The organism is Bradyrhizobium sp. CCBAU 45394 (genome assembly GCF_028128655.1).
Lineage (GTDB): Bacteria > Pseudomonadota > Alphaproteobacteria > Rhizobiales > Xanthobacteraceae > Bradyrhizobium > Bradyrhizobium diazoefficiens.
On record NZ_LBIX01000173.1, the window covers coordinates 290,307 to 302,804 of the forward strand.

General features: G+C 64.3%; 13 protein-coding genes. 7 read left to right on the forward strand and 6 right to left on the reverse strand.

What is annotated here, in order from left to right:
- Positions 1-24: 24 nt before the first annotated feature.
- The 4 genes from rpoH to WN73_RS32775 form a co-directional block, all read right to left on the reverse strand.
- On the reverse strand, positions 25-948 hold the full coding sequence (rpoH, locus tag WN73_RS32760) for an RNA polymerase sigma factor RpoH (RefSeq protein ID WP_011083134.1): 924 nt from the start codon (positions 946-948) through the stop codon (positions 25-27).
- Positions 949-1,008: 60 nt separating this feature from the next.
- The gene (locus WN73_RS32765) at positions 1,009-2,433 is read right to left on the reverse strand and encodes a sensor histidine kinase (RefSeq protein ID WP_028175306.1); all 1,425 of its coding nucleotides are present in this window, start codon (positions 2,431-2,433) and stop codon (positions 1,009-1,011) included.
- Positions 2,434-2,442: 9 nt separating this feature from the next.
- On the reverse strand, positions 2,443-3,123 hold the full coding sequence (locus tag WN73_RS32770) for a response regulator transcription factor (RefSeq protein WP_028175307.1): 681 nt from the start codon (positions 3,121-3,123) through the stop codon (positions 2,443-2,445).
- A 77-nt stretch (positions 3,124-3,200) separates the two neighbouring features.
- Positions 3,201-3,380: a hypothetical protein gene (locus WN73_RS32775; RefSeq protein WP_271556290.1), complete on the reverse strand. Its 180-nt coding sequence runs from the start codon at positions 3,378-3,380 to the stop codon at positions 3,201-3,203.
- Positions 3,381-3,614: 234 nt separating this feature from the next.
- Between WN73_RS32775 and WN73_RS32780 the strand changes: the two genes are divergently transcribed.
- Together WN73_RS32780 and WN73_RS32785 are read left to right on the forward strand one after the other, a co-directional pair.
- Positions 3,615-3,860 (forward strand): hypothetical protein, encoded by a 246-nt coding sequence (locus tag WN73_RS32780; protein WP_028175308.1) that lies wholly within the window; start codon positions 3,615-3,617, stop codon positions 3,858-3,860.
- Positions 3,861-4,148: 288 nt separating this feature from the next.
- On the forward strand, positions 4,149-4,526 hold the full coding sequence (locus tag WN73_RS32785; protein WP_271556291.1) for a hypothetical protein: 378 nt from the start codon (positions 4,149-4,151) through the stop codon (positions 4,524-4,526).
- Positions 4,527-4,882: 356 nt separating this feature from the next.
- On the opposite strand, the gene WN73_RS32790 is transcribed toward WN73_RS32785, so the two are convergent.
- The gene (locus WN73_RS32790; protein ID WP_271556292.1) at positions 4,883-5,839 is read right to left on the reverse strand and encodes a MurR/RpiR family transcriptional regulator; all 957 of its coding nucleotides are present in this window, start codon (positions 5,837-5,839) and stop codon (positions 4,883-4,885) included.
- Positions 5,840-6,081: 242 nt separating this feature from the next.
- On the opposite strand from WN73_RS32790, the gene WN73_RS32795 reads away from it, so the two are divergent.
- From WN73_RS32795 to WN73_RS32815, 5 genes are all read left to right on the forward strand, one after another.
- Positions 6,082-7,623: an ABC transporter substrate-binding protein gene (locus WN73_RS32795; RefSeq protein WP_271556293.1), complete on the forward strand. Its 1,542-nt coding sequence runs from the start codon at positions 6,082-6,084 to the stop codon at positions 7,621-7,623.
- 79 nt (positions 7,624-7,702) lie between these two features.
- Positions 7,703-8,647: an ABC transporter permease gene (locus WN73_RS32800; protein WP_161532657.1), complete on the forward strand. Its 945-nt coding sequence runs from the start codon at positions 7,703-7,705 to the stop codon at positions 8,645-8,647.
- The gene (locus WN73_RS32805) at positions 8,644-9,504 is read left to right on the forward strand and encodes an ABC transporter permease (protein ID WP_161532658.1); all 861 of its coding nucleotides are present in this window, start codon (positions 8,644-8,646) and stop codon (positions 9,502-9,504) included. Before WN73_RS32800 ends, WN73_RS32805 begins: the two co-directional genes overlap by 4 nt.
- 3 nt (positions 9,505-9,507) lie before the next feature.
- Complete coding sequence (locus WN73_RS32810; RefSeq protein ID WP_028175312.1) at positions 9,508-10,482, forward strand: ABC transporter ATP-binding protein; 975 nt, start codon at positions 9,508-9,510, stop codon at positions 10,480-10,482.
- Entirely contained in the window at positions 10,479-11,435 is a 957-nt protein-coding gene (locus tag WN73_RS32815) for an ABC transporter ATP-binding protein (RefSeq protein ID WP_271556294.1), read from the forward strand. Before WN73_RS32810 ends, WN73_RS32815 begins: the two co-directional genes overlap by 4 nt.
- A gap of 99 nt (positions 11,436-11,534) precedes the next feature.
- Here the strand turns inward: WN73_RS32815 and WN73_RS32820 are convergent, their stop codons facing one another.
- The gene (locus tag WN73_RS32820; protein WP_028175314.1) at positions 11,535-12,413 is read right to left on the reverse strand and encodes a ferritin-like domain-containing protein; all 879 of its coding nucleotides are present in this window, start codon (positions 12,411-12,413) and stop codon (positions 11,535-11,537) included.
- Between the last annotated feature and the right edge of the window lie 85 nt (positions 12,414-12,498).

Sequence of the window (12,498 nt, forward strand, 5' to 3'; positions counted from 1 at the left end):
AGCTCCGTTCAAATGAAAACGAATTCAGACGTTGCATACGGCGGCGCGTGGCGCATCCTGCGCGGCGAGCATCACGGCCCGCTTGACCTTGGCAAAGGCACGAATCTCGATCTGTCGAACCCGCTCGCTGGAGATGGACAATTCGCGGGCCAACTGATCGAGCGTTACGGGGCATTCCGTCAGCCGCCGCGCCTCGAAGACATGACGCTCCCGCGCCGCAAGCCCGCCCAGCGCAACCCGCAAGGCTTTGGCACGCCGCTCCGTCTGCTCGTGATCGGCGAGCATCGTCTCGGCGTCGACCGCCCCATCGACCAGCAAGGCTTCCAGCTCGGTTCCGCTTTCCTCGCCACCGACGCGCGCGTTCAGCGACATGTCGCCATTGAGCCGCGCATCCATCTCGATCACCTCACGCGCGGTCACATCGAGCTTCCCGGCGATCAATTCGGCGACGTCAGGCGTGAGCCCTGACATCACGCTGCCGGTGGCTTTCCTGATCTCGCTGCGGAGCTTGAAGAACAGCTTCTTCTGCGCAGCCGTCGTCCCGATCTTGACCAGGGACCAGGAGCGCAGGATGTACTCGTGAATGGCGGCCTTGATCCACCAGATCGCATAGGTGGAGAAACGCGCGCCGCGGCCGGGCTCGAAGCGTGACGCTGCGATGACGAGGCCGAGATTCGCTTCCGCGATCAGGTCGACCATCGGAAGTCCGTATCCCTTGTAGCCGCGCGCCAGCTTGGCGGCGAGCCGGAGATGGCTGGTGACGAGCGCGTCGGCTGCGCCGCGGTCTCGTGTCTCGTGCCAGCGACGTGCCAGCTGCTGCTCCTGACCTGGCTCGAGCAGTTCGTAGCGTCTGATGGCCGCGGAATACGCGCTGAGGAACGGTGCCGATACCGCTGCGCCCGCAGCGGCGACGGAAGCACTCCTCGCAACTTCGTGGCTAGTCTGCATCTGTCACTCCCACACTCCAGGCCGGCTGATCGATCTCGAAGGCATTGCGCATCATTTGGCTCATCCCATCAGGTCGGCGTCTGCGTGCCGCAATGTCCGGGACCGGCAGGTGGCGGCCTTGTCCGCCCGTCCGGTCCAGGCGAGGATCTCGATCCGCCCTCCGGGCGCGGGACCGACGATCAGCCGGAAGCCGTGCAGCTTGACGATGGCGGCCACCAGGCTTAGCCCCAGCCCGACGCCCGGCGTGTTGCGCATCTTGTCGGAGCGATAGAACCGCCGCAGCACCGCCTCGCGCTCCTGCTCGCTGATGCCGGGGCCTGTGTCGCTGACACGCACGAGCGCCGTGCCGTCCTCCGCTTCCAGCGCGAGCTCCACCCGTCCTCCCGATGGCGTGAACTTGACGGCATTGTCCACGAGATTGGCGACCGCCTCGAACAGCAGGTCCCGGTCGCCCCACACCTGCACATTGCGCTCGATGACGACACCGAGGGCGATGCGCTTGTCCTCGGCGATGGGTTCGTAGACGTCGCACACTTCCCGCAGGATCTCGTCGAGCGCGACCTCGCCAAAGCCGGCCATGCGGCGATTGTTCTCGATCTCGGTCAGACGCAGCAGGGCCGTGACGATCGCGAGCGACTGGTCGATGCCGGCGATCGCCTTGTCGGTAATCTCCTGGAGCTCCTCCAGCGTTGCCGCATGCGTGCGCCCGCGCTCCAGCGCCAGGCGGACGCGCGTGAGCGGCGTCCTGAGATCATGGGCGATGTCGTTGCCGACGCCGGCGAGCGCGTTGATCATCGTCTCCATCTCGTCGAGCATGCCGTTGACGATCGCGGCCAGCCGCGCGAATGGATCGTCCGTTCCGCCCTCCGGGAGCCGCTCGCGCAGCTCGCCGGCCACGATGCGCTGGACCCGTTGGTTCACCTCCTCCACGCGTCTCTGGGCGCGGATGCTCAGCCAGGCGCCAGCCAGCAGACAGAGGCTGAAGGCCGGCAGCAAGCCCAGGGCCAGCGCCTGCCCCACCACGCTCGATATCTCGCGCGTCTCATCGACGTTCCGTCCCATCACCAAGACATCGCCGCCATCGAGACGTCTGCCGACCGCCCTGACGACCGGAACGTGGGCTGCCGGCTTTTCGAACAGATCGAGCCGCACGCCCTGCACCGCGCCATCAAGCCCCAGCTCGCGCGGCAAATGGTCGATGTTGCCGGCCAGCCTCGTGCCAGCGGCATCGAACAGTCCCGCGTATTGCACGCCCCTGGAATCCTGCTCGAGATGATCCGCGATCGCGCTGATGCGGCGGGCCGGCGGCAGGTCTGCGATGAAGTGAATCCGTGTGGTGATCATGCGATCGGATCGCGCGACCAGATAGTCGTCGAGCTTCCAGTAGATGAACGCGAACAGGCCGACCACGAACAGCGCGAAGGCGGCCGCCACGGCCAGGGCCCAGAGGAACGTGCTGGAGCGGATCAGCTGGCTCTGGTGCATCTTGCGCCCCTATAGCCGCGAACGCAGAACGAAGCCGGAGCCTCGGACGTTGTGGATCAGCTGCACCTCTCCGGGACCGTCCACCTTGTGACGGAGCCGGCCCATATGCACATCGATCAGGTTCGTAGTCGCCGGGACGAACTTGTAATTCCAGACCTCCTCGAGCAGCATCGCGCGCGTCAGCAACTGATCGTTCCGGCGCATCATGTATTCGAGCAGGCGGAATTCGCGCGGCAACAGCTCGAGCTCGCGCTCGCCGCGTCGCGCGGTCCGCTCGATCAGGTCGATCTCGAGCGGCCCGACATGCAGGATGGTTTCGCGGCTGTCGGTCGGACGGCGCAGCAGCGCCTCGATCCGCGCGACCAGCTCGATGATCGCGAACGGCTTTGTGAGATAATCATCTCCGCCCATGCGCAATCCGCGCACTCGGTCGTCAACCGCGCCGAGCGCGCTCAGGACCAGCACGGGCGTCCTGACCTGGTCCTTGCGTAACGCCTCGATGACGGCCAGCCCGTCCATTCCCGGCAGCATGCGATCGACGATCATGGCATCGGGGCTCGATGTGCGCGCGCGGTCGAGACCGTCGACGCCGTCGCCGGCCCATTGCACCTCGAACCCGCGATCGGCGAGCTCGGCGACAATTGCCTCGGCGGTCTCGGCGTCGTCCTCGATCAGGAGAATCCGGTTCATGATCCTCGTTCCGCGTTCCGCACGCCGTTTCGGCGCGCAGTGAGGAAGCGAGGGTTCAGCGGCACGCGGTGTCATGCTCAATGCCCGCCCGCGTCGAACGCGCGGCCCTGATGCCGCCCGACGCCGGCCACTCGCTGCGGTACAGGATAGGCTAGCGTCGCATGGGGCACCATTGAATTGCAATTCATGGTGCGGACCGCGCGCCTCGCGAGCAGCTCCAGTGCAAGGGCGATGCGTGTTGCCAATGTCGTGATCATCTTCCGGGCTCCGCTGCCAACTGCGCTGGATCGAACATATGCCGTCAACGCACGCGCTGTAGTTTCAGGGGCCACGGATGTTATGCATTCGCACGATCGTGGTTGCGACGCCGCATCGGGTCACGGGCGGTTGAACTGCGGTGAGCAAATCGTGCGTTTGAATCGCGACTGATCGTTCACACGTCGATGACGAGCCGGCTTGGTTCGGCCTGATGTCATCAATGGAGAGAGCGAATGACCACGTCCAAACTGTTGTCGATGGGATTGATCGCAGCCGCCATGCTGGGCGGCCCCGTCATGGCGCGCGAGCACCATCGCGTCGTGCAGCAGCCCGCGGTGGAAGCCGATACGGTCGCGACGAGCGCGCCATTCTATCCGGGCGAACGCGCCTGCATTCCGGCACCGCGCGTCGGCGCCTTTGCCACCGCGCCGTGGACCGGCAACAACGTGCCTTGCGAGCCGGGCACGGGCAGCTTCTGATTGCGCCAACGCGGCCGGCCGGATGGCTCCGCCGGGCGCTTCACATCGAATGACAGAGAGCGGGCTGTTCGATTCAGCCCGCTCTCTTGCGTGCGCCGCCACCACGCGCGGCGCGTTCACCTTCGCGCGCGGCGCCCGATGTCTGACGCCGAATTCAGTTGGATTGCCGCGCGGCGCACCTACCTCTCCTGCATCACACGCCCGGTCATCAGCAGCCTCGCGCGCACAGCACGATCCGGCAGCGGGCCTCAGGGATGACCGGGCAGCTCAACACGAGAGGAGTTTTCCATGAAACGAGCCATCATGATTCTGGCAACAGCAGCGCTCGCCTCGACGCTCGCCATCGGCGCGGCCGACGCGCACGGTGGAGGAGGTGGAGGTGGCGGCCACGGCGGCTTTGGCGGTGGCGGCTTCGGCGGTGGACATGCGGGCTTTGGCGGCGACGCGCATTTCGGCAGCATGGGGCATGAGGGCGGCTTCGGCGGCGGCGCCCGGTTCGGCGGCGAGCACCTCGGCTTCGGCGGTCATGCCGACGGTCTCCGCCAGCACGCGTTTCACCACTTCGGCCGCTACCGGCCCGGATATGGATTCTACGGCGCCTATCCGGATTGCTATGATTGGTACGAGTTGCATCCCAACCAGCCGTTGCCGCTGAGCTGCAGCTAGCCCCAACCGCTCAACAGCCATCGGCCCGGACCGACCAAAGCGCATTGCCGTCTTGTTCGAAGAAGATGGCGATGAAACGTATCCCACGTTTGCGAAGCCAAGATGCTCTCTCGAGAGCATCTTGGCTTCCGAACGACCAACAGACTCAATGTTTTCCATGCCGTTCCAACACGAGCCCACTGTTACAGGCTTGAGTTCTACCGGCTCGCTCCAAAATGACGACCGCTCTGATCGCGCAGATTGTCCGATTTGCTCGTCCCGACATCCAAATCTACGACGCGCACGTTTGAGCAAGGGCCCGAGCCTGCTCTGAGAGCGTCAGCAGCGCAACAGTTGGCATGTGCCGGCAGTGCCCTTCAGTCGCCGAGCGGCCCATTTGAATTCCCGTCCGTCCCCTTCATCAACTCGTATTTGATCCGGCGCATCCGTGTCTGGGCTTCGAGCGGCTTGCAATAGGCCGTCGACGCGGCGAGCAGATCGATGGCCGCGAGAAGGGCATAGCGCGACGCGGTCGGCTTGAGCGCATCGGGCGCTTCGGGCACGTGCAAGCCGAGCGCAATATCGGCGATTGAGGCCAGCCTGCTTTGCGGCTTGGTAATCGCGACGACCAGGGCGCCGTATCGCTTGGCGATACCGGCTGCCTCAATCACCTCGTTCGCTGCACCCGTGGTCGAGATGGCGACGACGACATCGTCCTCGCCAAGGGTCGCGGCGATCATGCGCATCAAGCTCGGGTCGGAGGTGTGAGAGACGGCGATCCCGAGACGAAAGAAACGATTCTGAACCTCCATCGCCGCAAGGGTCGAGCCGCCGCCCACGCCGAAGGCTGCAAGTTTCGAACAGCGCGAGATGGCATCGGCAGCCCTCTCGATGTCCTCCTTCCGCAGTCCCTCTTCGGCAGCAGCGATTGCGCGACGAATTTCCTGGAACACCGACCGCCAGAGAGCGGGGCGCGCCAGATCCGTGCCGACATGCGGGGGCAGCTCAACGTAAATCCGCCCAACCGCCATGGCTTGAGCCAGCCTCACCTTGAGGTCACGGACGCCGCGACAGCCGACGGAGCGGCTGAACCTGGTCACTGTCGGTTCACTGACACGCGCGCTGCGAGCCAGCTCCGCATTGCTCGCGTGAATGGCAAACTCGACGTCGGCCAGCAGCGCCATGGCAACACGCTGCTCCGAAGGGCTGAGACTCGGAGCACTCTGTCTGATGACAGAGATGATGTCGCCGGCCACGAACGCGTCGCGGCGCGACGGGGTCGAGACTGCTGTCCCGGCGGCTTTCGCCGGGTGAATTCGCTTCGCACGCGGCATGCGCGCCCTTCCTTAGGTCGGATTAACCTGCGCCCTTGGCCAGGAGATCGTCGTAAGAAACCTTCAGCCTCGATCAATCCACGTATCGACAGATCGGCAGTCTATCGCAATTTTCCACTTGAAACTTAGCATATTCTGTATGTAACTTTCAAACAAACGATAACGCGCCGCCGGGTCAACGCCTGAGGGCGCATCCCCTGCAGGTGAAGGCAGGCGGCTGAGACAAGGTGGGAGGGGCGATCATGAGATGCGACCTCAGTGTCTTGATGCGTGGCGCCGTTGGGATCGCCGCCGCATTGTTTCTCAATGCACACGCCAGCGCGGCCACCCTGCTTCGCGAAGCCACCATCGGCGAACCGCCGCCACTTGACGTCATGCTGACGACAGCCGACGTCGCCTCGGTCATCGGCCGCCACATCTTCGAAACACTGTATGCGCTGGACTCGACCTATACGCCGCGCCCGATGCTGGCCGAGAGCGACCGCGAGGAAGACGGCGGCAAGACCATCGTCATCAAGCTCCGCGAAGGCGTTCCCTTCCACAACGGCAAGGAGATGACCGCCAAGGACGTGGCCGCCTCGCTGACGCGGTGGGGCAACTTCGGTGCGCGCGGCAAGCTCCTGATGGCCGCAGCCACGTCGGTCGAAGCGACGGGAAAGTACGAAGTCACGCTGAAATTGTCCGCGCCGAACGGCGCCTGGAAGAACCTCATTGCGGACGTCAATGGTGGCCTTGCGATCTATCCGGAAGAAGTCGCCGCCAATGCCGGCAACCGGCCGATCGAGCAGAAGGACTATATCGGTACCGGGCCTTACAAGTTCGTGGAGTGGAGGCCGAACCGCTATGTCGAGGTGGAGAAATTCGATGGCTACAAGCCGGTGAAGGAAAAGGGCGACGGGTTCGCCGGCGCCCGCATCGCCATCTTCGACAAGATCCGGTTCATTCCGGTCCCGGACGTCGGCACCCGCGTGAGCGGCGTGCAAGCCGGCGACTACGACTATGCGGAAATGATCTCTGGCGATCTGTACGAGTCCCTGAGCAAGGACCAATCGGTGCAGGTGCAGCGTACGAACGCGCCGATCTTCGGCCTTTTCTTCATGAACTCGAAGCAGGGAATCCTGAAGGACAACTACAAGCTCCGCCGCGCCATCCAGACCGCGCTGGACAAGTCGCAGGCCCTGCGCGTCGCCTTCGGCTCCAAGGACCTGTGGAACGCCGAGGGATCGATCTTTCCCAAGGGCACGCCCTGGTACTCGGCGGAAGGCGTTTCCGGCTACAGCCCGCACGATCCAAAGAAGGCCAAGGAGCTCGCCAAGGAGGCGGACTACACGGGGACTCCGATCCGCCTTCTGGTCTCGACAAACTATCAGGCGCACTATGACGAAGCCTCGGTCTTCACACGCCAACTGGCCGACGCCGGGATCAATGTTCAGATGATGGTCGTCGATTGGGCGACGCTTCTGAAGATGCGAGGCCAGCCGGAACAGTGGGACATCTTTGTCACCCACCATTCGTTCTCGCCCGATCCGCTGCTCCTCACGTTCCTGAATGCGAGTTATCCCGGGTGGTGGGACAGCCCCGAGATCAGCTCGCTTCGGGCCGAGCTGATCAAATCGACCGATCCGACCGCACGCAAGTCGACATGGGACAAGATCCAATCGCTGATCTACGATCAGGTGCCGGTCATGAAAGTAGGCGATGCCTACACCTATGACATCGCTTCTCCCAAGTTGAAGGGACTGAACCCGAACGGTCCCGTGTTCTGGAATGTGTCCACGAAGTAAGGACGGGCAATGAGACCGCTGGGAATGTCGAGCGCCGTCACCGGCGCGCATCATCGCCGCTGATCAGCCGCACAATCACATGTGGTCTTACGCACTCAAGCGCGCGGGAACGACGGCGGTGACGCTTCTGGCGGCGTCCGTTATCATCTTTGCCTTCATCCATATCGTTCCGGGCGATCCCATCTACGTCCTGCTCGGTGACACCGCGACCCCCGATCAGATCGACGCTCTGCGACACCAGCTCGGTCTCGATCAACCGATCATCCTGCAATATCTGACCTGGATCGGCCATGTGCTCGAGGGCAACCTCGGACGGTCGATCTTCTTCCAGGCGCCGGTGCTGTCGGTGATTGCCGACGGTGCCGAGACCAGCGCCTTGCTCGCCACCATGACGATGATCTGGGTTACGCTCATCGGTGTGCCGATCGGCATGATCGCGGCGGTTCGGCACGGCACCTGGCTCGACCAGGGGCTATCCGGCGCGGCGATGCTGATGGCCTCGATTCCCACGTTCTGGGTCGGGCTCTATTTGATCCTGATCTTTGCCGCGTGGCTTGGCTGGTTTCCGAGCTCCGGTTATCCATCGATCTTCGAAGGCGGGCTCGTCAATCTCCGCTATCTCGTCCTCCCGAGCCTGGCGCTTGCAGCGCCGAATGCCGCGCTGATTCTGCGGCTGACGCGTGCCAGCATGCTCGACGTCTCCCGCGAGGATTACGTGCGCACGGCGCGTGCAAAGGGCATCCGACCCTGGCAGGTCGTGGTTCGGCACATCCTGCGCAACGCGCTCCTGGCGGTGGTCTCGGCATTCGGCTTCACCTTCGCGGCGCTGCTGTCCGAAGCGGTGGTGACCGAAACCGTGTTTGCCCTGCCGGGTATCGGCCGCCTCGTCGTACAGTCGATCCTCCGCCGGGACTATCCGGTGATCCAGGGCGTCATTCTGGTCATCGTCGTCGTGTATCTCCTGATCAACCTGATCGTCGATCTGAGTTATCGCCTGCTCGATCCGCGGGTCGAACTCCAATGAGCCGCGCCGGCGCGACCCTTTGGCTGAAGCCGTTCGTCGCGCGCCCGATCGCACTGGTGGGGCTCGGCATCCTCCTGGGGACCGTGCTCGCCGCGTCTTTCGCACCCTGGCTCGCACCTTACGATCCCTATGCCATCGACCCGTCGATCCGTCTGACACCTCCGAACGCGCTTCATTGGTTCGGCACCGACCAATTTGGCCGGGACACCTTGTCACGCGTCATCCACTCGGCGCGCATGGCGCTCCTGATCGGCTCGGGCGTGGTCGTGTTCGCGCTTGCGACGGGCGTGCCGATCGGCGTTCTGTCCGCCCTGTTCCCCCGACTCGGTCACGTGCTGATGCGCCTGGTCGATGTGCTCATGGCATTCCCGAGTCTGCTGCTCGCACTCGGTCTGATCGTCGTCCTCGGTCCGAGCGTGGCCAATGCCATTCTGGCGATCGGGCTCGGCTACATGACGACGACGACGCGCATCGTTTACGGTCTGACGCTGCGCTTGCGCGTGGAGACCTATGTCGAGGCATCCCGCAGCATGGGCGCCGGAACGGCATGGCTCATCGGCAAGCACATCCTGCCGAACCTGATCTCACCGCTTCTTGTGCAGGCCAGCTTCGTCTTCGCGTTCGCGCAGCTTGGCGCGGCATCGCTCGATTTCCTGGGCCTGGGCGCTCCGCCGGAGATTCCGAGCTGGGGCAACATGCTGGCGGAATCGCGCACCTTCATCACCCGAGCCCCGTGGCTGCTGTTCTTTCCGGGCATGATGATCGTGGCGACTGCATTTTCGCTCAACCTGGTCGGCGATGCACTGCGCGATCGTCTCGATCCCCGGTTCCGTCAGGTGTTTAGCGAGAAGGGCTAGATCGTGCTGTCCGTTCGCGACCTTACGGTGTCATTGGGCTCGGAGACCACACCGGTCGACATCGTCGCCGGCGTGTCCTTCGAACTTGGCAAGGGCGAAATCCTCGGCCTCGTCGGCGAATCCGGCTGCGGCAAGAGCATGACCTCGCTTGCGGTGATGGGATTGCTGCCGCAGCCCGGCCCGCGGATCCGGGCCGGCCGGGTCCTGTTGGAGGGCTGCGACGTGACGCAGCTGCAGCCCTGGCAGCGCGTCGAAGCGGGCCACGGCCGGATGGCAATGATCTTTCAGGAGCCGATGACCTCGCTTAACCCGGTTCGTCGGATCGGCGATCAGATCGCCGAAGCCGTGCGCGTGCATGATCGATCTTCCGGCCCCCCCGCGATCGCCCGGGCGCGCGAGCTGCTCGAGCTGGTGCGCATGCCAGATCCCGCAATGCAGCTGTCGGCGTATCCGCATCAATTGTCCGGCGGCCAGCGCCAGCGGGTCATGATCGCGATCGCGCTGGCCTGCAGGCCTCAGGTTCTAATCGCCGATGAACCGACCACGGCACTGGATGTCACCATCCAGGTGCAGGTTCTCGGGCTGCTGCGCGAGCTCTGCAACCGCCTCGACATGGCGATGTTGTTCATCACCCACGACATGGGGGTGATCGCGCAGCTCGCCGATCGCGTGTCGGTCATGTATGCGGGCCGGATCGTGGAGACCGCGGGCGTCGAAGCGTTGTTCGGCAGACCGCGCCACCACTACACGCGCGGACTGATGGACTGCATGCCGTCGCGGAATTCCGGCGCGCGCCGCCTGCCAACCATAGCGGGGCAGCCGCCGGCGCCCGGCACGGTCGGCGCTGGCTGCGTCTTTGCCTCGCGGTGCGCAGCGGTGCGTGCGTCGTGCCGCACGGCGGCCCCACCGCGCGCGGAAGTTTCTCGCGGACACGAGGTGCTCTGCGCCTTTCCCCTGGACGGCGGGGGACCGCGATGAACGGAAACACCGTCCTCGACATTCGGGATCTTGAGGTCTCCTTCAGCGTCAGGCGCGCCGGCCGAAAATATCAGGTGCGGGCGGTGGATGGTGTGTCGCTGTCGCTGGCAGAGGGTGAGGTGCTCGGGATCGTCGGCGAGTCAGGCTGTGGCAAGACCACGCTGGGCCGGTCCATCGTGGGGCTGGCCCGGCCCGACAGCGGCACCATCAGCTTCAAGGGAACGGACATGACGGGAGCCAGCCTTCGCAACATGCGCCTGAACATCCGGATGGTCTTCCAGGATCCCTATGCATCGCTCAACCCGCGGCGGTCGATCGGAGACTCGGTCGCGGAGGCTGGCGATATCAATGGTTTCTTCACCAGTCGCGCCGAGCGCAGCGCGGCGATCGCCGCCACGCTGACGGCGGTCGGCCTGGATCCGTCTTTCGCCGCGCGCTATCCGTACGAACTGAGCGGCGGGCAGCGGCAACGGGCCGGCATCGCACGAACAATTCTTCCCTCACCGTCCATCGTGATCGCCGACGAGCCGGTCTCGGCCCTCGACGTGTCCGTGCAGGCCCAGGTGCTCAATCTGATGATGGATCTGCGTGAGCAGCTGAGACTGTCGATGCTGTTCATCTCCCACGACCTCGGCGTCATCGGACAAATCAGCAATCGCGTTGCGGTGATGTATATGGGGCGGATCGTGGAGCAGGCCGCAACGCGGACGGTTTTGAACGATCCGCGCCATCCCTATACACGTTCGCTGGTGGCGGCAATTCCGAAGCCGGACCCATCCAAGCGGATTCTCGGCGCGATCGAAACGGGTGAACCGCCAAGCCTCTTCAAGCGGCCAAGCGGCTGCGCCTACGCCCCACGTTGCCCGATAGCCAGCCATCGCTGCCTGGTCGACGTTCCCGAGCTTCGGTCTGCCGGCGCGGACGGTAGAGCAATTGCCTGCCATAACGCGTAGCCGGATTCGTGGGCCTGTCGGATCGACTTCGCGCGACCAGGAAACCGATGGCGTACGGCCAGGACCGGGCACGGAGACGAACGACGTCGCATTCAACCTTCACGCCACCGTCAACGAGCGCAACCACGCTAAGCGAGCGATGGCCCCTTCCGCCAATTCTTGTAGCAGCACGACCTGGGTTTGATCGCTGGCGCTTTCGGCGCTCTCCAGGTAGCCGTCGGCCAGCGCTTCCGAGATCGTCTCCGCGTCGCGCTGTTCGAGTGACACCGGGAATTTCCCGATGCCCTCGGCTTTCTCGGACATCTGCATCGTCTCTTCAACAAGCTCCCGTGTGCGGACCGCTGCAGCCCCGGCGAGACCGCGTTCCAAGTCGGCAAGCTGCGCTGCGAGACGGAGCTCCAGTGCGCGCGCATCGATCTGCATCACGGCCGAATCGTCGCGCCCCCTCCGTTCGGTTTGCTCATGCTCCTTATGGTAGGCGCGACGCCGTTCCTTCCTCAGTGTCGAGATATGTCCGAGTTCCTCACGCGCCATGGCTTCGGCGGCCTGCTTGATCTCCAAATCCCGGGAATAGGCGGCGACGTAGGACCAGAATGCGAAGGCGCGTTCCTCGTTGCGAACCGCCATGGCCAAAGCGCGGTAGGGGGTCGTCAGCCGGGAGGTTTCGATCTCCCTTGCCGTCTCGGCGTCGAAGGTTTCGGGCGCCTCCCATCGAACCAGCGCCGGATCCGGCGCCTTGCCGCGGCGCGATTGTGACCATCTTGCGACGCTGTCGACATGTTCGCGCTCAGCGGCGGCGAGGTTAGCGAAGACCTCGGCCAGGGCATCCTTGTTCTGCCGTCGCATCTCCTCCGCCAACGCGGAGTATCTTTTCGCAGCCTCCTCTTCCATGGCGTTGGCGAGAGCGAACAACTCGTCGAGCGACTCGAGCGTTCCGGCCGGCTCGCTCATCAGCAGCGAAGTTCGTAGCAACGGCATGACGAGATCCTCACGGAACAATTGGCGAGCTTGATCCAGCGCAAACACTCTTTCGGTTGACAGCGTAGCATCTATCCGATCAAGT

Bases quoted from the DNA above. Each gene is read 5' to 3' on its own strand.
- rpoH (WP_011083134.1), bottom strand. From the start codon at position 948: ATGCAGACTAGCCACGAAGTTGCGAGGAGTGCTTCCGTCGCCGCTGCG.
- WN73_RS32765 (WP_028175306.1), bottom strand. From the start codon at position 2,433: ATGCACCAGAGCCAGCTGATCCGCTCCAGCACGTTCCTCTGGGCCCTG.
- WN73_RS32770 (WP_028175307.1), bottom strand. From the start codon at position 3,123: ATGAACCGGATTCTCCTGATCGAGGACGACGCCGAGACCGCCGAGGCA.
- WN73_RS32775 (WP_271556290.1), bottom strand. From the start codon at position 3,380: ATGATCACGACATTGGCAACACGCATCGCCCTTGCACTGGAGCTGCTC.
- WN73_RS32780 (WP_028175308.1), top strand. From the start codon at position 3,615: ATGACCACGTCCAAACTGTTGTCGATGGGATTGATCGCAGCCGCCATG.
- WN73_RS32785 (WP_271556291.1), top strand. From the start codon at position 4,149: ATGAAACGAGCCATCATGATTCTGGCAACAGCAGCGCTCGCCTCGACG.
- WN73_RS32790 (WP_271556292.1), bottom strand. From the start codon at position 5,839: ATGCCGCGTGCGAAGCGAATTCACCCGGCGAAAGCCGCCGGGACAGCA.
- WN73_RS32795 (WP_271556293.1), top strand. From the start codon at position 6,082: ATGAGATGCGACCTCAGTGTCTTGATGCGTGGCGCCGTTGGGATCGCC.
- WN73_RS32800 (WP_161532657.1), top strand. From the start codon at position 7,703: ATGTGGTCTTACGCACTCAAGCGCGCGGGAACGACGGCGGTGACGCTT.
- WN73_RS32805 (WP_161532658.1), top strand. From the start codon at position 8,644: ATGAGCCGCGCCGGCGCGACCCTTTGGCTGAAGCCGTTCGTCGCGCGC.
- WN73_RS32815 (WP_271556294.1), top strand. From the start codon at position 10,479: ATGAACGGAAACACCGTCCTCGACATTCGGGATCTTGAGGTCTCCTTC.
- WN73_RS32820 (WP_028175314.1), bottom strand. From the start codon at position 12,413: ATGCCGTTGCTACGAACTTCGCTGCTGATGAGCGAGCCGGCCGGAACG.